This is a genomic window from Streptomyces sp. NPDC056452 (genome assembly GCF_042796085.1).
Taxonomy (GTDB): domain Bacteria; phylum Actinomycetota; class Actinomycetes; order Streptomycetales; family Streptomycetaceae; genus Streptomyces.
The window spans coordinates 30,175-49,982 of the sequence record NZ_JBHTRI010000047.1; the positions used below are offsets into that span (position 1 = coordinate 30,175).

16 protein-coding genes are annotated in these 19,808 nt (G+C 69.9%); 7 read left to right on the forward strand and 9 right to left on the reverse strand.

From position 1 onward, the window contains the following. The first annotated feature begins 140 nt into the window (after positions 1–140). Positions 141–1,298, forward strand: coding sequence for an acyl-CoA dehydrogenase (locus ACFQ6X_RS32740; RefSeq protein WP_329215303.1), 1,158 nt, complete (start codon positions 141–143; stop codon positions 1,296–1,298). 78 nt (positions 1,299–1,376) lie between these two features. Here ACFQ6X_RS32740 and ACFQ6X_RS32745 read toward each other — a convergent pair whose 3' ends face one another. Beyond that, positions 1,377–2,663, reverse strand: a complete 1,287-nt coding sequence (locus ACFQ6X_RS32745; protein WP_383186955.1) for an LCP family protein — start codon at positions 2,661–2,663, stop codon at positions 1,377–1,379. Positions 2,664–2,782: 119 nt separating this feature from the next. On the opposite strand from ACFQ6X_RS32745, the gene ACFQ6X_RS32750 reads away from it, so the two are divergent. Further along, complete coding sequence (locus ACFQ6X_RS32750) at positions 2,783–3,331, forward strand: acyl-CoA thioesterase (RefSeq protein ID WP_329210348.1); 549 nt, start codon at positions 2,783–2,785, stop codon at positions 3,329–3,331. 64 nt (positions 3,332–3,395) lie between these two features. Here the strand turns inward: ACFQ6X_RS32750 and ACFQ6X_RS32755 are convergent, their stop codons facing one another. Continuing rightward, positions 3,396–4,760, reverse strand: a complete 1,365-nt coding sequence (locus ACFQ6X_RS32755) for an LCP family protein (RefSeq protein ID WP_383186990.1) — start codon at positions 4,758–4,760, stop codon at positions 3,396–3,398. Between the two features lie 328 nt (positions 4,761–5,088). Here ACFQ6X_RS32755 and ACFQ6X_RS32760 point away from each other — a divergent pair, with 328 nt between their 5' ends. Beyond that, positions 5,089–6,111, forward strand: a complete 1,023-nt coding sequence (locus ACFQ6X_RS32760; RefSeq protein ID WP_329210349.1) for a glycosyltransferase family 2 protein — start codon at positions 5,089–5,091, stop codon at positions 6,109–6,111. A 58-nt stretch (positions 6,112–6,169) separates the two neighbouring features. Here ACFQ6X_RS32760 and ACFQ6X_RS32765 read toward each other — a convergent pair whose 3' ends face one another. The 4 genes from ACFQ6X_RS32765 to ACFQ6X_RS32780 form a co-directional block, all read right to left on the reverse strand. Next, positions 6,170–7,855 carry an LCP family protein gene (locus tag ACFQ6X_RS32765; protein WP_383186958.1) on the reverse strand — a complete coding sequence of 562 codons (1,686 nt, stop codon included), beginning with the start codon at positions 7,853–7,855 and terminating at the stop codon, positions 6,170–6,172. 49 nt (positions 7,856–7,904) lie between these two features. Continuing rightward, on the reverse strand, positions 7,905–9,614 hold the full coding sequence (locus ACFQ6X_RS32770; RefSeq protein WP_383186961.1) for an LCP family protein: 1,710 nt from the start codon (positions 9,612–9,614) through the stop codon (positions 7,905–7,907). Positions 9,615–9,837: 223 nt separating this feature from the next. After that, a complete protein-coding gene (locus ACFQ6X_RS32775) occupies positions 9,838–11,223 on the reverse strand; it encodes an LCP family protein (RefSeq protein ID WP_383186963.1) in 1,386 nt (461 codons plus the stop codon). A 176-nt stretch (positions 11,224–11,399) separates the two neighbouring features. After that, on the reverse strand, positions 11,400–12,152 hold the full coding sequence (locus ACFQ6X_RS32780) for a TIGR03089 family protein (protein ID WP_383186965.1): 753 nt from the start codon (positions 12,150–12,152) through the stop codon (positions 11,400–11,402). A 139-nt stretch (positions 12,153–12,291) separates the two neighbouring features. On the opposite strand from ACFQ6X_RS32780, the gene ACFQ6X_RS32785 reads away from it, so the two are divergent. The 3 genes from ACFQ6X_RS32785 to ACFQ6X_RS32795 all read left to right on the forward strand — a co-directional run bounded on the left by ACFQ6X_RS32785 (position 12,292) and on the right by ACFQ6X_RS32795 (position 15,926). After that, positions 12,292–13,701 (forward strand): peptidoglycan recognition protein, encoded by a 1,410-nt coding sequence (locus ACFQ6X_RS32785; RefSeq protein WP_383186968.1) that lies wholly within the window; start codon positions 12,292–12,294, stop codon positions 13,699–13,701. A 79-nt stretch (positions 13,702–13,780) separates the two neighbouring features. Continuing rightward, positions 13,781–14,872 (forward strand): sugar phosphate nucleotidyltransferase, encoded by a 1,092-nt coding sequence (locus ACFQ6X_RS32790; RefSeq protein ID WP_383186970.1) that lies wholly within the window; start codon positions 13,781–13,783, stop codon positions 14,870–14,872. A gap of 55 nt (positions 14,873–14,927) precedes the next feature. Then, entirely contained in the window at positions 14,928–15,926 is a 999-nt protein-coding gene (locus tag ACFQ6X_RS32795) for a DNA-3-methyladenine glycosylase family protein (RefSeq protein WP_383186972.1), read from the forward strand. Positions 15,927–15,954: 28 nt separating this feature from the next. Here ACFQ6X_RS32795 and ACFQ6X_RS32800 read toward each other — a convergent pair whose 3' ends face one another. Genes ACFQ6X_RS32800 through ACFQ6X_RS32810 form a run of 3 tightly spaced genes read right to left on the reverse strand, consistent with a single transcriptional unit; the run spans position 15,955 to position 18,827 of the window. Further along, complete coding sequence (locus ACFQ6X_RS32800) at positions 15,955–17,220, reverse strand: coenzyme F420-0:L-glutamate ligase (RefSeq protein ID WP_383186992.1); 1,266 nt, start codon at positions 17,218–17,220, stop codon at positions 15,955–15,957. Between the two features lie 50 nt (positions 17,221–17,270). Beyond that, positions 17,271–18,227, reverse strand: coding sequence for a 2-phospho-L-lactate transferase (gene cofD / locus ACFQ6X_RS32805; RefSeq protein WP_383186975.1), 957 nt, complete (start codon positions 18,225–18,227; stop codon positions 17,271–17,273). A gap of 57 nt (positions 18,228–18,284) precedes the next feature. Next, the gene (locus tag ACFQ6X_RS32810) at positions 18,285–18,827 is read right to left on the reverse strand and encodes a cysteine dioxygenase (RefSeq protein ID WP_383186978.1); all 543 of its coding nucleotides are present in this window, start codon (positions 18,825–18,827) and stop codon (positions 18,285–18,287) included. Positions 18,828–19,478: 651 nt separating this feature from the next. Here ACFQ6X_RS32810 and ACFQ6X_RS32815 point away from each other — a divergent pair. Further along, a complete protein-coding gene (locus tag ACFQ6X_RS32815) occupies positions 19,479–19,742 on the forward strand; it encodes a WhiB family transcriptional regulator (protein ID WP_031093859.1) in 264 nt (87 codons plus the stop codon). The last annotated feature ends 66 nt before the right edge of the window (positions 19,743–19,808 follow it).

A 19,808-nucleotide genomic window follows, 5' to 3' on the forward strand; every position in this document is an offset into this window, starting at 1 on the left:
GCCGAGCATATCCGGGCCTGCCGAAACCTCGTTTTGCGGCTGTCGGCAAGCTCACGTGCCCCGCCCGTATGCCGGGTCGAGGCCCGGCCACTAAAATTGGGTTACTTAACAGTAGTTAGCACCCTTGGGGAGTGAACGTCTTGGCGGGTTCGACCGACTTCGACCTCTACCGTCCGGCCGAGGAGCACGACATGCTCCGCGAGACGATCCGTTCGCTCGCCGAGGCAAAGATCGCTCCATTCGCCGCCGAGGTGGACGAGGAGGCCCGCTTCCCGCAGGAGGCCCTGGACGCCCTGGTCGCCTCCGACCTCCACGCGGTCCACGTCCCGGAGGAGTACGGCGGCGCGGGCGCCGACGCGCTCGCCACGGTCATCGTGATCGAGGAGGTGGCCCGCGCCTGCGCGTCCTCCTCCCTCATCCCGGCCGTGAACAAGCTCGGCTCGCTCCCGGTGATCCTCTCCGGCTCCGAGGACCTCAAGAAGAAGTACCTGGGCCCGCTCGCCAAGGGCGACGCGATGTTCTCGTACGCCCTGTCCGAGCCGGACGCAGGCTCCGACGCGGCGGGCATGAAGACCAAGGCCGTCCGCGACGGCGACTTCTGGGTCCTCAACGGTGTGAAGCGCTGGATCACCAACGCGGGTGTCTCCGACTACTACACGGTCATGGCCGTCACCGACCCGACCAAGCGCTCCAAGGGCATCTCGGCATTCGTCGTCGAGAAGGCGGACGAGGGTGTCTCCTTCGGCGCCCCGGAGAAGAAGCTCGGCATCAAGGGCTCCCCGACGCGCGAGGTCTACCTCGACAACGTCCGCATCCCCGCCGACCGCATGATCGGCGAGGAGGGCACCGGCTTCGCCACGGCGATGAAGACCCTGGACCACACCCGCATCACGATCGCGGCCCAGGCACTCGGTATCGCACAGGGCGCCCTCGACTACGCCAAGGGCTACGTCCAGGAGCGCAAGCAGTTCGGCAAGCCGATCGGCGACTTCCAGGGCATCCAGTTCATGCTCGCCGACATGGCGATGAAGCTGGAGGCGGCCCGCCAGCTCACCTACGCGGCGGCGGCCAAGTCCGAGCGCCTCGACGGCGACCTGACCTTCTTCGGCGCCGCGGCCAAGTGCTTCGCCTCCGACGTCGCCATGGAGGTCACCACGGACGCCGTCCAGCTGCTCGGCGGCTACGGCTACACGCGGGACTACCCGGTGGAGCGGATGATGCGCGACGCGAAGATCACGCAGATCTACGAGGGCACGAACCAGGTCCAGCGCATCGTCATGGCCCGCAACCTGCCGTAACCGCTTGCTCCCAGCGGTGCACCGCACGCGAAAAGGTCCGGACGGTTCTCCGTCCGGACCTTTCGCGTGCGCCTGCGGTCAGTTGCCCTTGACCGTGACCTTCTCGTCGTTCTTGAGCTGCTCCACGAGCTGCTTGACCTTGGCCTTGTCCCAGACCAGGTTGCCGCCGGTGCTGCCCGAGATCGGGATGTTCATCGACGTGCCCTCGCCGCCCGTGACGCCCTTCATCGCGAAGAACATCTTGCCCAGCGACCAGAGCGACATGTCCTTGTCGACGATCAGCGTGTCCAGGCCGGCGCCCATCGTCGGGTACAGCTTGAACGGGTTGAGGATCGTGGACGGTGTCGCCGTCTGGCTCGCCAGCGCCGCGAGGAACTTCTGCTGGTTCTTCGTACGGTCCAGGTCGCTGCCCGCGAACGCGTACCGGGTGCGGACGAAGGCGAGCGACTGTTCGCCGTTCAGCGTCTGCTTGCCGGCCTGGAAGTCGGCACCGGACTTCTTGTCCTTGAAGGCCTTGGGGATGTCCAGCTCCACGCCGCCGATCGCGTCCACGATCTTGGCGAAGCCGCCGAAGCCGATCTCGACGTAGTGGTCGATGCGCAGCCCGGTGTTGAACTCGACCGTGCGGACCAGCAGCTCCGGGCCGTCCTCCGCGTACGCGGCGTTCAGCTTCGTGGTGCGGCCCGTGCCCTTGAAGGTCTTGCCTGACTCGGAACCGACGAACGAGGGGATCTCGACGTTCGAGTCACGGGGCAGGGAGATCAGCGTCGGGCCGTTGGAGCCGTCGTGCAGGATCATCATCGAGTCGGTGCGCTTGCCCTCGGCGGAGCCGGTGTGCAGCTTCTTCTTGTCCTCGGCCGTCATGCCCTCGCGGCTGTCGGAGCCGACGATCAGGTAGTTCGTCCCGTCGCCCTCGGAGGGGCGCTCGATGACCTTGGAGAGGTCGACCTCGCGCTTGAGCTTGCCGTCGGCCCAGAAGTACGTGCCGATGGACACGGCGACCAGCACGACGACGAGGGTCAGTACGCCGACCTTGATGCGCCGGCCCCAGTTGGGCGTGGGGCGGCCCTGTACGTAGCCGCGGTCGCCGCCGCCGTAACCGTCGCCGCCGTATCCGCCGCCCTGTCCGCCGCCGTTGCCGCCGCCGTAGACCTGGCCCGTGTTGTAGCCGCTGTCGTAACCGTCGTCGGCGTACCCCTGTCCCTGCGGCGGGATCCGGGGCGGGGCCTGCGGTGCGCCCTGCGGCGGAGCGGGGCGCCGCCGGACGTGCGGCATGGCGCGGGCGCTCTCGGGCTGCGGGTTCGCGCTGCCCTGCCCATAGCGCTCGCCGGGTCCGCCGTTCCGTCCTTCGGGCCAATCGTTCATGCGGAACAGTGTGCCGTCCCGGCCCGCACGTATTACAGGGTGTACCGGAAATCGGACCAGGGCTGTTGCGAAGCTGATGCAATGCAACCGGGGGCAAGCCCCCGCATAAGGTGGAGGGCATGACAGATCAGGCCCAGCCACCGGAGGGCGAGATTCCGGCCAAGCCGACCGCGGCCTCCCGGACGACCCTCAGCCACATCATGACCGGCAGCGACACCAACCTCCTGGGTACGGTGCACGGCGGCGTGATCATGAAACTGGTCGACGACGCCGCGGGTGCGGTCGCCGGCCGGCACTCCGGTGGCCCGGCCGTGACGGCCTCGATGGACGAGATGGTCTTCCTGGAGCCGGTCCGCGTCGGTGACCTTGTTCACGTCCGCGCGCAGGTGAACTGGACCGGCCGCTCCTCGATGGAGGTCGGAGTCCGCGTCCTGGCCGAGCGGTGGAACGAGTCGACCCCGGCCCAGCAGGTCGGGAGCGCCTACCTGGTGTTCGCGGCGGTCGACGAGGACGGCAAGCCGCGCCGCGTCCCCGAGGTGGTCCCGGAGACGGAGCGCGACAAGCGGCGCTACCAGGAGGCCCAGATCCGGCGTACGCACCGTCTCGCCCGGCGCCGTGCGATCAAGGAGCTGCGGGAGCAGCGCGCCGCCGAGGGCATCGACGACTGAGGACCACGCACGAAGAAGGGGTGCCGGTCGCGGACCGGCACCCCTTCTTCGTGCGCCCGGAGGGTTACGGGCAGACCACCTGGTCGCCCGTCACCGTGCCGAACTCGCCCCGCTGCGGGTCCTCGGCCTTGACCCGCTGGACCTTCGTGAAGTCGGAGCCGGCCTTCACCTTCATCGTCCCGCCCTGCCCCTTCACGGCCTTCAGCTCGCACCCGGGCAGCGCCGTCGCCAGGGCCTTCGCCGACCGGTCCCACCGGGGGTCGTAGCTGACCACGGTCCGCTTGAGGTCGCGCGGGCCGCCGTTCAGCGGGGAGCGGGTGGTGTTGAAACCGGTGCCGCGCAGCGCCGCGTCGACCTTCTGGCCGAGCCCGTCCTTCCGCGTCCCGTTGTAGACCTGCACCCGGATCTGCTCCGGGGCGACGCCGACGACCGTCGCCCTGGGCTGCTTCGGCAGGTGGGGGGCGAGCGGCTTGTCCTCGCGCAGGGCACGGAACAGCTTCTTCGACTTCTTCGTGTCCCACTTCACCGTGGAGCCGATTCCCTTGACGGGATAACCGCCGTCCTGGATCGGTACGGAGGCGAATTCCGACGAGGACGGAGTGAAGCCGCGCATCGCCTTGCCGAGCTCCAGCATCTGGTCCGTGCCGAATCCCTTGTCGGCGCGGACCGATTTGAGCATCGACGAGGCCACCTGCTGGAACTTCACCGGGTTCATCAGCACACCGCTGCTGGTGGTCTGCTTGACCAGCGCGGCCATGAACTTCTGCTGGCGCTGCATCCGGCCCAGGTCGGCGGCCCCGTCGATGTGCCGGGACCGTACGTACTGGAGGGCCTTGCCGCCGTCCAGCTTGTGGGTTCCCGCGGCCAGGTTCAGGCCGGTGTAGCGGTCCTTGAGCGGCTTGGCGGTGCAGATCTGCACCCCGCCCAGGGTGTCGACCGTCGCCATGAAGCTGGTGAAGTCGACCTCCAGGTAGTGGTCGATCTTGATTCCCGTCATGCCCTCGACGGTGCGCACGGTCAGGTGCGGGCCGCCCTCCGCGTAGGCGGCGTTCAGCTTCACCGGGTGGGCCGAGTGCTTCTTGCCGGTGGTCCGGTCGGTGTGGGCCGGGATCTCGGCGTAGCTGTCGCGGGGCAGGCTGACGACGCTCGCCCGCTGCTTGTCGGCGGAGAGGTGGACGAGCATGAGGGTGTCGGTGCAGTGACAGGGCGCTCCGCCCAGCCTGTACTTCTTCTTCTCCGCCTTGGTGATCTTCTCCCGGCCGTCGGTGCCGACCAGCAGGAAGTTCATGCCGTGGCCGCCCTGGGGCCGGTTCTTCATGTCCTTGAACGGATCGACCCGGTCGATCCCCGTCTCCAGGCCGCTCACCACGGCGTGGCCGATCCCGCCGGCGCCGAGCACCAGTACGGACAGCCCGGTGGCCACCCGCATGCCCCAGCGGGGCGGCCCCTTCCGGCTGCCGGTCCGGGGCCGGTTCCTGGTGCCCGCTCCGGGCTTCCGGGCGGTTCTGCGCTGCGTGGGAGCGGTGCGGGGGTGCGGTGGACGGGGCGATCGGTGCGGCGTGGGCACGGGGGACACCTCCGCGGTGCGAGTGGGACTTTCGCACGGTAGGCCCATACGATCTGCAGACCGGGAGGAGACCCGGCGGCGCGCGCCGGTGTCCCCCATTCGCGGTAACGTGGCGGCCGAATCACGCCGTATCCCGGGGTGCGAGAGCCCCTCGGAACCCCGGCACCCCCGAGGACCCCCTGAGGACCACATGTCTGCCGCGCAGTACCCCGCCGTCTCCGTGATCATGCCGGTGCTCAATGAGGAACGCCATCTCAGGAACTCGGTCCGGCACATCCTGGAGCAGGAGTACGCCGGTGAGATGGAGGTCGTGATCGCCCTCGGTCCCTCGACGGACCGTACGGACGAGATCGCCGCTGAGCTGGTACGGGAGGACTCCCGGGTCCACACGGTGCCGAACCCGACCGGCCGCACCCCCGCCGCGCTGAATGCCGCGATCAAGGCCTCACGTCACCCGATCGTGGTACGGGTCGACGGCCACGGCATGCTCTCTCCGAACTACATTGCGACCGCGGTCCGCCTCCTGGAGGAGACCGGCGCGCAGAACGTCGGCGGCATCATGCACGCCGAGGGCGAGAACGCCTGGGAGGACGCCGTCGCCGCCGCGATGACGTCGAAGATCGGCGTCGGCAACGCGGCCTTCCACACCGGCGGCCAGGCGGGCCCGGCCGAGACCGTGTACCTGGGCGTCTTCCGCCGCGAGGCCCTGGAGCGGGCCGACGGCTACAACGTGGAGTTCATCCGCGCCCAGGACTGGGAGCTGAACTTCCGCATCCGCGAGGCCGGCGGGCAGATCTGGTTCTCGCCGGAGCTGAAGGTGCAGTACCGGCCCCGGCCCAGCATCCGCGCCCTGTCCAAGCAGTACAAGGAGTACGGCCGCTGGCGCCACGTCGTGGCCCGCTACCACGCCGGGTCGATCAACCTGCGCTACCTGGCCCCGCCGACCGCCGTCTGCGCGATCGCGGCCGGCATCGTCGTCGGTGCCGCGGTCACCCCGTGGGCGTTCGTCGTGCCGGCCGGGTACGTCGCGGCGATCGTCGCCGGCTCGCTGCCCGCAGGCAAGGGCCTGCCGCTCAAGGCGCGGGCGCAGATCCCGGTGGCGCTGGCGACCATGCACATGTCGTGGGGCTACGGCTTCCTGACCAGCCCCCGGTCGCTCGCGAAGCGGGTCATCGCGAGCCGCCGCCCGGCCGTGCGGGAACAGACGGTCTGACAGCCGGACGCAGGAAGGGGCCCCGCCGGAGACGGCGGGGCCCCTTCTCGTACGGGCGTCAGAAGGTGTAGTTCGGGTTGACGTGCATGCACGCCTCGTCGTTCGCACCGTTGAGCGCACCCGCCGACTCCGGCGTCTTCTCGTCGACGGCCTTGGCCGGGTACGCCCCGTCCTCGCGCCAGTCGGCACCCACGGCCAGCACGATGCCCGAGGCATCGGTCGACTTCTGCACCTGGGACACCGGGATCCCGAGCGCCTTCGCGACCGCCTGGGCGTCGGCCTCCATGTCCGCACTGGGGTAGAGGATGCCGGTCCGGCCGGCCGCCGCGACGTTCTGGGAGTCGATCGAGGCCTTGGCGAAGCCCGCGTCCGTGAGCAGGTCCTTGACCGCGGTCGCACGGCCCTGTGCCGGACCGAGACCGTCCGTGCTGGTCGCGTTGCGCACGCTGACGGGGATCTCCGCGACGGGCGCGGCGACGTCCTTGGTGACGGGTGTCTTGCGCTTGGAGGCCTTGCCGTCCAGCGGGATGTCCTCACGGACCATCCGGAACACCTGCTCCGCCTCCCCGGCCTTGGGGAACACCCGGCCGGCGAGATCGCCCGTCCCGTAGACGTTCGGCATGGTCGTCATGGTGATGCGGTCGGTCGGGGCCTTCTTGAGCTCCTCCGCAAGGTCGTACAGCTTCTTGACCGTGTCCAGGCCCTTGTCGACCGTCAGCGCGCTGGTGGCCGCCTCGGCGAGCCCCATCAGCTTTCCGGGGTCGGTGAGCTTGGTGCCCTTGCGCAGTTCGCGCACCATCGAGTTCAGGTACTGGTGCTGGGCCTTGGCGCGGCCGAGGTCCGTGTTGTCCTCGAAGCCGTAGCGGGTGCGCAGCCACTGCAGAGCCTGCTTGCCCTTGACGGCGGTGGTGCCCTCCTCCAGCTTCAGCCCGGAGCCCTTGCCGTCGCTGCCGTGCGAGTGGATGTTGGCGTCGACACAGACCGGGACGCCGCCGATCGCGTCGGCCATCGAGACGACGCCCGCGAAGTCGATCATCATGAAGTGGTCGATCGTGATGCCGGTGAGCTCGTACCAGGTGGCCACCGTGCACCCGGGCCCGCCGCGGCCGAGGCTCGCGTTCGTCTGGACGGGCTTCGTGCTGGCCGGGTACACCTCGTCGGTTTTCGGGTCGGTGCACTTGGGCATCTTCAGCATGGTGTCGCGCGGCATGCTCACGACCGAGATGTTGCTGCGGTCCGCGGAGAGGTGCAGCAGCATCTGCACGTCGGCGAGCGGTGTGCCCCCGAAGGTCTCCTTGGCGCCGCCGAGCTTCTGGTTCGCTTCGGAGTCCCGGGCGTCGGACCCGATGATCAGGATGTTCAGCGGGGTCTGCCCGGCGGCGTTGGCCTTGTGGTCGGCCATGTCCTTGTCGCCGAGGGTCAGGTCCTCTTTCTTGATGTTGCCGTTGAGGTGCTTGTAGTAGAGGTATCCGGCTCCGCCGGTGCCGAGTATCAGCAGGGCGAGAACGGACGCGACCCAGCGCAGTACGCGCCGTTTGCCGCGTTTGTTGGCCCGTCTGGAACGGCGGCTCGGCCCGCCCTGGCGGTGCCCGCCCTCCGTCGGGGCGGACCGTTCCCGTCGGCTGCGACCACCTCTTACCGTGCCGCCGGTCTCCGTGTCGCCGCTTCCGAGGGCACCGTCGACCGGGCCCTCGTGCCGGACGCGCGACCGCGTCCCCTCCCCAGGCGTGCTGCTCCGTCCCACCAGGACCCCCCTGCTGCTCAGACTTTCGCTGTGGCGCGACGACCCGTCGTCACTTCGCGCACTCTGCCTTGTCGGCGCTGGCCTTCTGAATGTCTTCCGGTGCCTTGACCGGACCGGTGACGGGCACTCCCGCACCCTTGAAGTCGGCTCCCAGGGTCAGCACCATCGCCTGAAGGCCTTCGGCGTCGGCTGTTCCCTGCTTGAGTGCCGTGGCGGGCAGCCCCATGATCGCCGCGAGGGCGCGGGCCTGGTCCGCCTGGTCGGGCGCGTACGCCAGTGTCGTCGTGTCGATCTTCGCCGGGGCGTTCGCCTTGTTCGTGGCCTCCGGCACGCCCTGTTCGGTCTTCAGCCAGGTGACGGTCGCGCCCGCGGCGCCGGCGATGCTGCCGCCGTTGAGGACGTCGACGCGTATGTCGGCCGGATCGGCCTTGGCGCCCTTGAGCACCGCTTCCTGCTTGCTCCTGGCCGCCGTCTCCTTCTGCTTGACCTCGGTCAGGGAGGTGTCGGAGCGCATCATCGCGAAGAGCTGCTCCGACTTCCGCGGTTCCACGACCACGGTGATGGGCGTCGGCTCGGCCGGGTTGTCGATCACCGGCAGCGTGACGAAGGTGATGTTCTTGGTGTCGATCCTGCCGAGCTCCTGCGCGAGCGAGGTCAGCTTCTTGATCGACCCGATGCCGGAGTCGACCGTGAGCGCCTTGGTCGCGGCGTCCGCGAGGCTGAAGAGCTTCGTGGGGCTCGTCAGGGTGTCGTCGGACTTCATCTGACGGATCATCGAGCCGATGAACTGCTGCTGCACCTTGATCCGGTCGAGGTCGCTCTGATTCCCGAAGCTGTGCCGTGTGCGGACGAACGCCAGTGCCTGCTCGCCCTCGACGGTGGACTCACCGGCGGGCAGGTCGAGGTGCGAGTCGGGGTCCTTGACCGCCTTGGCCAGGCAGACCTTGACCCCGCCGACGGCCGTGGAGAGCTCCTTGACCGCGTTGAAGTCGACCATCATGAAGTGGTCGACGGAGAGGCCGGTGATCTTCCTGACCGTACGCATCGTGCAGCCCGGGTCGCGGCCTTCCTGGCCGAGGCTGACGTTGAACCGGACGTTCTGCGAGCCGGGTATGACCTTCTGCGAACCGTCCGGCTGCTTGGTCGTGCACTCGGGGATGTCCGTCATCAGGTCGCGGGGGATGCTCATCGCCGTGGCGTTGGTGCGGTCCGCGGAGACGTGGAAGAGGATGTTGGTGTCGGCGTGGCCGGTGCTGCCCTTGTCGCCGTAGCCCTCGTTGCCGCTGCCGGTGCGCTTGTCCGTGCCGATGATCAGTATGTTGAGCGGCCCGTCGGCGGCGACGCTCTTGCTGCCGGCGTCACCGACGTCGACGGTGTCGAGATTGCCGTTGAACTTCTGGTAGAGGGCGTACGCCCCCGCCGATCCGGCGACGATCACGAAGGCCATCACGCCGCCGGTCCACAGCAGGGCCTTCTTCCGCCGCGCCTTCGGCGATGTGCGCTTACGGCGCCCGGCCGGCACCTGCGGCTGCTCCTGGGTGTGCCCGCTCCGTGCGGAACGGCGGTTCCGCTGCCCGGGGACCTCGCGGAGTGGATCGTTCCTGTTGTCCGGGCCATAGGGGGCCGACGTACGGGAAGTGCCGGACGACTCTGTTCCGGAGTGACTCAGTCGCAATTCGTAATGGCCGGTCTGCGGGTTGAGTACCCACTGGTCGGCGGCGTCCATTTCGTCCGCCCGCCCACGGCTATGCGCGTCCACGGTTTCCTGAATCCTCCGTCGGTGCCACGCGAGGCGCCTCCCCCGGCAGGGCGCTCGGTCTGTCGCTCCAGCAGTGCGCGGCCATGGGGCCGTCGGCACCGGATCGCGTCACACTATCCGGCCGATTCGGCCATGGGCGACGTGCGTGACATATTCCACGCCTCTTATAACCGGGCATTCTGCCTATTCCACTCCGATTGCCGCCCATTGCTTGGCCATTGCTTTACTGGTCGCACAGGTCATCCGCGGCATTCGACCCCGAATAAGTGGGGGCCGGCGTCGGACTCCCGTCCGTACTGCCGGGCTTTTCGTCGGTGGAGTCCTTCTCGGAACTGTGCGTCGGCTGTGAATCCCCCGCTTTGTTCTCGTCGGCCGGGACGACGGCGACGGGCTCGTCCTTGCGCAACTGCTCGAACAGCCGGTCGGCGTCCGGCTGGACGAGCTCGTCCCGGTTCCGGTCCGCACGGTAGGGCTGCCGGGGCACGGTCAGGAACTGCACCTTCTCCGTGGGGACGTTCCGCATCCCGCGCACCAGGTCGTACAGGTCCCTGAGCGAGTCCAGCCCCGGGTCGGTGGTGAGCGACTTCGTCGCCGCGTCCAGCACCGGGTACAGCCTCGTCGGGTTGAGCAGGACGCCGTTGCTCTGCATCTTGTTCACGAGGGCGCCCAGGAACTTCTGCTGGCGGTCCATTCGCTCGGTGTCGCTGCCGTCGCCGATCGACTTGCGGGCCCGTACGTACCCCAGCGCCTGCTCGCCGTCGAGCTTCTGGCGTCCCGCGGGGAGCTCGAGATGGGCGTCGTCGTCCTTGACCGGCTCCTTGAGGCAGACCTCGACACCGTCCACGGCGTCCACCATGTCCTTGAAGCCGCTGAAGTCGATGACCATGTGGTGGTCGACGCGAATGCCCGTCATGTTCTCGACGGTGCGGATCGTGCAGGCGGTGCCGCCGAGCTCGAAGGCCCAGTTGAACTGGGCGAACTGCTTCTTGGTGGCCTTGCCGCCCGCGGGGTGGCAGCTCGGGATGTCGACCATCAGGTCACGTGGGATGGACACCGCGGTGGCGCTCTTACGGTCGGCCGCGAGGTGCAGGAGGATCGTGGTGTCCGAGCGCTGGCTGCCGCCGTCGTCCCGGCCGTACTTGCGGTTGTCGCCCGACCGGGTGTCCGAGCCGATGAGCAGGATGTTCTGCGCGTCCATCGCGATCGCGGTGGGGCGCTCCTTCTCGTACGCCTTGAGCTCGGCGGCGGCGCTCGTGTCGGTCGTGATGTTGCCGTCGAGCTTCTTGTACAGCCACCAGCCGACCCCGGCGGCGACCAGCACGAGGAACGAGGCGGCGAGAGCGGTCCAGCGGAGCCAGTGCCGCCGGTGCCCGGGGATGCCGCTCTTGGGCCGCTCGGCCCAGGTCCGGATCCCGTCACCGCCGCCGTCGCTCTTGTCGCTGCCGTCACTTCCGTCGTCGCCGCCAGGGGCGGGCGAGCCGGCCTGCGGGGTTGCCCCGGAATCGTCCTGCGACCCTTCCTTCGGCCCGTCCTCGGCCGAGGAGTCCGGGCGGTCCGGGCGGTCCGGGTCGGCAGGGGGTCCGGAGCTGTCGGTCACGTCTGCGTCCATCCTTCACGTTCGGCGGCGCGATGAGCCGCCGGTCGCAGGAGTAGACGGCTGAACCTCACGCTTGGTTGTGCATTCAGGCAGAGTGGTCTGTACCGCCCGATCATGTACCGCAGCCGCTGCTCAGTCCCGGGGGCTCGGCCCGCCGTGGGCCGGACGGGTGGCCCACGGAGCGCTTGTCATACCGCGGTGCTGCTGACCCGCTCGCTCTCGACGCGCTTGGCCAGACCGTCCTCGTCCAGCAGGCCGAGGTGGCGGCACAGGACCACGGAGCCCCCGGCGGCCAGCGGGGCGAAGAGACCGGCGGAGAGCCCTCCCCAGGTGTCGTACGAACGTCCCGTCAGCAGGCGCGACCCCGGCGTGAGGCCCAGTTCCGCCGCGTCCTCACGGGCCCGTGCGACGAGCCGGTCCGCCGTCAGTTCGACGCCGTCCACGGCCAGGGCGGGTGCGGCGGGGTCCACGGGTGCGTACGGGGCGAAGCGGTCGCCCTGGCCCGGCACCTCCACCGCGTAGTCCGCGAAGCCCTCGGGCGGCTGCGGGAAACGGCCGCCGAGGGGGCGCAGCGCCAGCGCGACCCGCTCGCCGCGGCAGGCGCGCGCACGGTCCAGCGTGTCCGGTCCGCTGACGACGAGATCGGCGGCGGCGGGGTCGCCCTGGACGTCGGCGACGACGCCCACCGACGAGCACGCGAGCAGCCAGACCGCCGACTGCCAGTGGGCGGGGAGCAGCAGCGCCAGCCGGTCTCCCGGTTCGGCGGCCAGGTCTCCCTGCAGCAGATTGGCGGTCTTGGCCACCCAATTGGCGAAGGTGGCCACCGACAGTTCGACGCGCTCTCCGGTTGCGTCGTCGTAGAAGGTGACCAGGGGGCGGGCCGGGTCCGCGGCGAGCGCGGATCGCAGCAGGTCGGCGGGGGTGCGATCACTGGCGTTCATCCGCGCAAGGGTACGCGGCCGGAAGGGACGGGGCGGGGCGCGAAGGGTGCCGCTTACACCGGATCGGCAGACGGGCCGTCAAGTGGGGGCGGTCACCCTCCAGTAGCCGGAGATGCCGGTTCTGTCCAGGATTTCCTGTATGCATGCACTTCTTGCAACCTCCATCGGCGTCACCTGCGCGGCGGCACTCACCCTGCCGCTCGCCGCGCCCGCGCCCGCCGTACCCGCTTCTGCCCCGGTCGCCCAGGCGGCCGCGGCGACCGCTGCCGAACCGTCGGGTTCGACGCAGTCCCTGCCCCTGCGACCGCTCACCGGCGCGACCTCACGGGCCACCGGTGAACCCACCGACTCCAGATCGCTGTCCCCCGACTCGGCCCGGGGTCTGGGTCAGCGCAACGCCCACCGCTTCTCCCTCGTCGGCGTGGTCTGGGACGACGCCGACGCCGAACTCCACGGAACCGTCCAGGTCCGCACCCGCTCGACCGGCACCGGTCGTTGGTCCGGCTGGCAGGACCTCGAGACGCACAACGCCGACCACGGGGCCGACGCCGGGAGCGCCGAGCGCGAATCCGCCACGGTCCGCGGTTCCACCGCCCCGCTCTGGGTCGGCGACTCGGACGGCGTCGAGGTACGCGTACGGGCCGAGGCCGCGCAGGACCGTGCCGGTCTGTCGGCACCGCTCCCCGAGGGTCTGCGGGTGGAACTCGTCGACCCGGGCGACGACCCGCAGCAGCCCTCCGCGGGCACCCCGGGCACCGGCACCGCCACGCCCGTCACGTCCCCCCAGCCCGGCGCGCTCCCCGGCGCCGGCGCCCTCACCGTGGCGGCGGCCGAGAGTTCCGCCGTGAACGCCGACCTCGCCCCGCTCGGCGCCACCGAGATCCCCGCCCTCAGCAAGGCCGAGTCCGAGGAACAGGCCGTCGTGGCAGCGGGCGCCAAGCCGTTCGTGGGACCACGCCCGCGCATCGTCACGCGCAAGGGCTGGGGCGCCGACGAGAGCCTGCGCGAGCGCAGCTTCGCGTACACCACGACCGTCAAGGCCGCCTTCATCCACCACAGCGCCACGGGCAACAACTACACCTGTGCCCAGGCGCCCTCGGTCCTGCGCAGTATCTACCGCTACCACGTCAAGAGCAGTGGCTGGCGCGACTTCGGCTACAACTTCGCCGTCGACAAGTGCGGAAACATCTACGAAGGACGCGCGGGAGGCGTGACGAAGGCCGTCCTCGGGGCACACACCCTCGGTTTCAACTCCAACAGCATGGGCATCGCGGTACTCGGAACGTACAGCTCGAAGAATCCGCCCGCCGCCGCCGTGACCGCGATCGCCAAGCTCACCGCCTGGAAGCTCGGTCTGTTCGGCCGTAACCCCAAGGCCAAGGTCACTCTCGTCTCCGGCGGCAGCGGCAAGTACAAGAAGGGTGCGAAGGCCAAGCTCAACGTCATCTCCGGTCACCGCGACGGTTTCGCAACCGAATGCCCCGGGAGCCGTCTCTACAAGAAGCTCGGCACGGCCCGGACCAGTTCGGCCAACCTGCAGGGCCGCTGACCGGGAGAGCTCCGCACGGTCTGCATACACTGGCCAGCCGATACGAGGCCCGGCCCCAGCAGGAAGCAGAGACGGTGCTGTGACAGAGGCAAGAGAAGCGATCCTCCTGGTAGGAGGCAAGGGCACCCGGCTGCGTCCGCTGACGGTGCACACCCCGAAGCCGATGGTTCCGGCGGCGGGTGTCCCGTTCCTCACGCACCAGCTGGCGCGTGCACGGGCAGCCGGGGTCGAGCACATAGTGCTCGCGACGTCCTACCTGGCGGAGGTGTTCGAACCGTACTTCGGTGACGGTTCGTCGCTCGGCCTCTCCATCGAGTACGTCACCGAGCACGAACCGCTCGGTACGGGCGGAGCCATCCGCAACGTGGCGTCGCGGCTGGCCTCCGGCCCGGACGAGCCCGTCCTCATCTTCAACGGGGACATCCTCACCGGTCTCGACATCCGGGCCCTGGTCACGTCGCACGCCACGTCGGGAGCGGACGTCTCCCTGCACCTCACGAGGGTGGAGGACCCGCGCGCCTTCGGTCTCGTACCGACGGACGCCACGGGCAGGGTGACGGCCTTCCTGGAGAAGCCGCAGACTCCCGAGGAGATAGTCACCGACCAGATCAACGCGGGGGCGTACATCTTCCGCAGGTCGGTCATCGACACCATCCCGGCCGGCCGGCCGGTCTCCGTGGAACGTGAGACCTTCCCCGGGCTCCTCGCCTCCGGAGCCCATCTCCAGGGCATGGTCGACTCCACCTACTGGCTGGACCTCGGCACCCCGCAGGCATTCGTACGCGGCTCCGCCGACCTGGTCCTGGGCCGCGCCCCGTCCCCGGCGGTGCCCGGCCGCTGCGGGGACCGCCTGGTGCTGCCCACGGCATCCGTGGCCGCCGACGCCAAACTCACCGGCGGTACGGTCATCGGCGAAGGCGCGCTGATCGGCGCGGGTGCGAGGATCACGGGCTCCACCGTCCTGGCGGGCGCGGTCGTCGAACCGGGGGCCGTGATCACCGACTCGCTGGTCGGGGCCGGCGCCAGGGTCGGCAGTCGTACGGTGCTCGCCGGCGCGGTGATCGGGGACGGCGCACAGGTCGGCGCCGACAACGAACTGCGTGACGGGGTCCGCGTCTGGTGCGGTGCCGTCCTTCCGGACGCCTCGGTGCGTTTCTCGTCCGACGAGTAGGTTCCGTTCCGCCGGCCGTACCCTCGAAGGCAACCGACGACCGAGGACCTCACCCGTGGCAGGACGCTTCGTACCCCGCACCACCGCCGTGCCCCACCAGTTGCCGGCGGCGACGGGCACGTCCGCCCCGCCCCGGGACCGGACCTGGACCCCGCCGGGTCCGCTCGATCTGCGGCTGGTCCTGAGCCCCCTGCGGCGGGGCCCCGTGGACCCCACGTACCGGTCCCTGGCCGACGGATCGTTCTGGCGGGCCACCCGCACACCGGCCGGCCCCGGCACCCTGCGGGTCACGGCTGCCCGGGACGGCCGGATCGAGGCGGCGGCCTGGGGCCCCGGCGCGCAGTGGCTCCTGGACCGGCTGCCGGCGCTGCTCGGCGAGGGCGACGATCCGGACGCCTTCCGCCCGCGCCACCGGCTGGTCGCCGCGACCCACCACAGCCGGCCCGGTCTGCGCCTGCTGCGCACCGGTCTGGTGATGGAGTCCCTGATTCCGTCGATCCTCGAACAGAAGGTCACCACCGACGAGGCCTACCGCGCCTGGCGCCTGCTGGTCCGCCGGTACGGCACCCCGGCGCCCGGCCCCCAGGACGGGCTGTTCGGCGCCCATGGCCTGTACGTCATGCCCGACGCCAGGACCTGGTCCCTGATCCCGTCCTGGGAATGGCATCGCGCGGGTGTCGACACCAAGCGCTCCTCGACGATCCTGCGTGCCGTACGGGTGGCCCGCCGGATGGAGGAAGCGGCCGCCATGGAGCTCCCCGAGGCCATGGCCCGTCTGGAGCTGATCCCGGGCATCGGTCCCTGGACCGCGGCGGAGACCCTCCAGCGCTCGAACGGCGCTGCCGACGCGGTCACGGTCGGCGACCTCCACCTCCCGGGCATCGTCGGCCATGCCCTGGCGGGCAACAGGAACGCCGACGACGAGGAGATGCTGGCCCTCCTGGCCCCGTACGAGGGCCAGCGGCACAGGGCGACGCGCCTGATCATGCTGTCGGGCCGCACCCCGGCCCGCCGGGCCCCGCGCATGACACCGGGCGACATCGCCCGTCTCTGAGCCCCGGGCGGGGAGACGCCCGCCCGCCTCACCTCACCGCGACGAACTCCTCCACCTCGCGCGGGCCCCGCTCGCGCGGCGCACCTGCCGCGTGGCCCACGGCCACCGCGCCCAGCGGATCCCATGAGTCCGGAAGATCGAGCACCCCGCGCACCACGTCCCGGCAGAACATCGTCGAGGACACCCATGCCGATCCGAGCCGCTCACCGGCCAGCGCCACCAGGAAGTTCTGGACGCCCGCGCCGGCCGCGACGACGAACATCTCGCGCTCCGCGGCGTCCCTGCGCTCGTCCCCGTAGGTGTGCGAGCCGTCCATCACCAGGCACGGCACCGCCAGATACGGCGCGTTGCGCAGGACGTCACCCCGTCGCACCCGCTTGGCGATCGACTGCTCGCTCCGGCCGTCCCGGCGCAGGTCCGCGATCCACGCGTCCCGCATCGCGTCGAGCAGCCGGGTCCGTGAGCTCGCCGACTCCAGCAGGACGAACCGCCACGGCGTCGTGTGGTGCGGGGCCGGAGCCGTCACCGCCGCCGCCACCGCACGCCGTACGGCTCCCGGGTCCACCGGCTCGTCCGTGAACTCCCGCACCGTGCGCCGCAGATACAGCGCCTCCCGTACCGCCTCGGACGTTCCCAGCCGGAACATGTCGTCGGCCGCGACCCGCACCATCTCCCGGGCGCCGCCCCCGGTGTCCGCCGTGGACGTCACATGGGACAGCCCCCGCACCACCGCGACCGGCAGCCCCGACGCCTTGCCCTTCACCAGGTCACCGGCCGAGGCCAGCTCGTCCGCCGTGGCGACCACGGTCGCGCTCAGCGGATTTCCGTACGCGTCCGTGCCGCCCCGGAGGTCGTCCAGCACCCTGACGCCGGCCGCCCCGATCGCGACATCCGTCAGGCCGTTGCGCCAGGGGCGCCCGAAGGTGTCCGTGACGACGACCCCGACCTCGACCCCGAGCGTGTCGCGCAGCCCGTCCCGGATCGCCCGCGCGGAAGCGTCCGGGTCCTCGGGGAGCAGCAGTACGGTGCCGGTGGGGGTGTTGGACGCGTCGACCCCGGCCGCGGCCATGACGAGGCCCTGCCGGTTCTCCACGATCCGCAGCGTTCCGCGCCGGGCGACCACACGGACGGTCTCGGCGTCGATCGCCGCCTCACGGTCGGCCGCCTCGACGATCCGGCCCTCCGCCTTGGAGACGATCTTCGAGGTGACGAGCAGGACGTCGCCGTCCACGAGCCCCGGGTCCGTGGTGGCGATCAGCTTGGCGATGTCGTCACCCGCCCGCACCTCGGGCATCCCGGGCAGTGCCCACACCCGGTACGAGGGTGCCTCGCCAGGTCCGCGGTTCACGCCCGTACCTCCTCGGCGAGTGTCAGCGCCTGCCGCGCCATCTCGGCGGTCGCGTCCACGTCCGTCATCATCAGCGGCACGGCGCGGCAGCGGATCCCGGCCGCCTCGACCTCGGCCACGGACCCGGCGTCCACGGTGTCGACGAGCCAGCCGTCGAGCAGTCCCGAGCCGTAGTGCTGGGCGACGGCCGACGCCGTCGCTTCGACGCCGACCGCGGCCAGCACCTTGTCGGCCATGCCGCGCACGGGTGCGTCACCGACGATGGGGGAGAGTCCGACGACCGGCACCCCGGCCTCGGCGATCGCTTCCCGGATACCGGGCACGGCCAGGATGGTCCCCACCGAGACGACGGGATTGGACGGCGGGAAGACGATGACGTCGGCCTCGGCGATGGCTTCGAGCACTCCCGGCGCGGGCTTCGCCTGCTCGGCGCCGACCGGCACGATCGCCTGCGCCGTGACGGAGGCGCGCAGCTTCACCCAGTACTCCTGGAAGTGGATGGCCCTGCTCTCGCCGTCGACGTCGACGGCCACGTGCGTCTCGACGCGGTCGTCGGACATCGGGATCAGCCGGACCCCCGGCTTCCAGCGCGCACAGAGCGCCTCGGTGACCGCGCTCAGCGGATAGCCCGCGCCGAGCATCTGGGTACGGACGATGTGGGTCGCGAAGTCACGGTCGCCGAGCCCGAACCACTCGGGTCCCACGCCGTACGCCGCGAGTTCTTCCTTGACCTGGAAACTCTCGTCCGTACGCCCCCAGCCCTGCTCCTCGTTGATGCCACCGCCGAGGGTGTACATCACGGTGTCCAGGTCGGGGCAGACCTTCAGCCCGAACAGATGGATGTCGTCGCCGGTGTTGCCGATCACCGTGATGTCCGCGTCCGGGGCGGCCTGTTTGAGGCCACGCAGGAAACGAGCACCACCGATACCGCCGGCCAGAACCACAATGCGCATGAGGACCAGTCTGTCAGGCGGGGCCCGGTCCTCGTGGGGGTGGTGGGGACTGCGGCGTCAGGCGGGTACGGCGTCCAGGGCAGCCGGGGCGCACTGCGCGGTGTGCATCGGCATGTCGGTCAGACCCGGGTAGTAGATGTGCAGGCTGACGGCCGGTTCGAGCGAGTCGTTGACGACCTCGTGGACGTAGCCGGGCGCGAACACGCGCTGTGCGCCGGCGCCGAGCGTCCGTGTCCCGCGCTCCGTGCGCTCGGTCAGTTCGCCTTCCAGGACGGTGAGTACACCCGAGGACAGGCCGTGGTCGTGGAGCCCGCTGCCCTGGCCGGGAACCCAGCTGAGCAGCCAGACCTCGTAGCCGAGCGGGGTCTGCCCGGCCGGGTCGGAGCCGGTGGCCGGGGGAACGCTCTGCAGCCGGTGGTACCAGCGGGTGGTGGTGTCGTACCGGACGAGGTGTGCCCAGCGGGACCGGTCCGCGGCGAGGGAGCGGGCCAGGCCGACGAACTCGGCCACGGTGGAGGGGTGGGTGCGGGCCGGCTGCAGGAGGTGCTGGACCTCGAGGATGTCGCCGGCGATCGAGAGGTCGCTGTCGCTGCTGTTCATGGGTGCGGTGGTTCCTCGGCATGGGGATACATGTGCGGGGGGTGTCGCGGAGACCCGAAAGCGGGGAAAGAGAGCTGGATCAGAGCTGGAGCGCTACGGCTTCAACAGCTGTGACAGCTGGAACAGCAACAGCGGGCCTGGACAGCCGTACGGAACCCACGGACGTGGGTCGGGTACATGGCTGCGGTCGCTGGCATGCAGTCAAGGAGACCGGCTTGCTCGTCCTTCTGTCAACCCAATGCCCGAATTGGCGGCAATGTTTCACCCCATCCGGTTGTAGTGGGTGGAGAAAGGTTTTGGCAGTTGCGGGACAGGCAAGGTGGCGCATCAACCGCATGAGTAAACGCGGTTGAGTATCCGTGACCCGACTGTGATCTTGATCCCTTCGGTGATCGAATCGCAACATCGGGGCAACCCCGGTCGTCTCACTCGGTGAGAAGCGGCGCGGAGCCAAGCCGATGGCATATGTCAGGTTTTTGGTGATTTGAACACTTTCCGCATAGGCTTGGTTCCGCAGAGTGAATACCAGGGCCAATAGCAGATCTTCGCTTGACTGGCCCGGAGCTACACACTTGTAATTTCACTCGTGTCGTTCGGCCGCATCAGTAACGGCTGCATCACGGGGACGCAAGAGACAGACGAGGGGCGCACATGACCGAGCTGTTCCAGCAACTGCTGGTCGAGGACGCGGACGAGGAACTCGGCTGGCAGGAGCGCGCACTGTGCGCCCAGACAGACCCCGAGTCCTTCTTTCCCGAGAAGGGCGGATCCACCCGCGAGGCGAAGAAGGTCTGCCTCGCCTGCGAAGTCCGCTCCGAATGCCTTGAGTACGCCCTCAACAACGACGAACGGTTCGGTATCTGGGGCGGCCTCTCCGAGCGTGAGCGGCGACGCCTCAAGAAGGCCGCCATCTGAGCCGCACCACCGCAGACCACGGACGCCGGTGGCCCGTGGTTCCCGCCCTGCGCACAGGGCGGGAAC

Coding starts and splice junctions, on each gene's coding strand:
- ACFQ6X_RS32745 (WP_383186955.1), bottom strand. CDS start 2,663: ATGAACGATTGGCCCGAAGGACGGAACGGCGGACCCGGCGAGCGCTAT.
- ACFQ6X_RS32750 (WP_329210348.1), top strand. CDS start 2,783: ATGACAGATCAGGCCCAGCCACCGGAGGGCGAGATTCCGGCCAAGCCG.
- ACFQ6X_RS32755 (WP_383186990.1), bottom strand. CDS start 4,760: ATGCGGGTGGCCACCGGGCTGTCCGTACTGGTGCTCGGCGCCGGCGGG.
- ACFQ6X_RS32760 (WP_329210349.1), top strand. CDS start 5,089: ATGTCTGCCGCGCAGTACCCCGCCGTCTCCGTGATCATGCCGGTGCTC.
- ACFQ6X_RS32775 (WP_383186963.1), bottom strand. CDS start 11,223: ATGGACGCAGACGTGACCGACAGCTCCGGACCCCCTGCCGACCCGGAC.
- ACFQ6X_RS32780 (WP_383186965.1), bottom strand. CDS start 12,152: ATGAACGCCAGTGATCGCACCCCCGCCGACCTGCTGCGATCCGCGCTC.
- ACFQ6X_RS32785 (WP_383186968.1), top strand. CDS start 12,292: ATGCATGCACTTCTTGCAACCTCCATCGGCGTCACCTGCGCGGCGGCA.
- ACFQ6X_RS32800 (WP_383186992.1), bottom strand. CDS start 17,220: ATGCCCGAGGTGCGGGCGGGTGACGACATCGCCAAGCTGATCGCCACC.
- cofD (WP_383186975.1), bottom strand. CDS start 18,227: ATGCGCATTGTGGTTCTGGCCGGCGGTATCGGTGGTGCTCGTTTCCTG.
- ACFQ6X_RS32810 (WP_383186978.1), bottom strand. CDS start 18,827: ATGAACAGCAGCGACAGCGACCTCTCGATCGCCGGCGACATCCTCGAG.
- ACFQ6X_RS32815 (WP_031093859.1), top strand. CDS start 19,479: ATGACCGAGCTGTTCCAGCAACTGCTGGTCGAGGACGCGGACGAGGAA.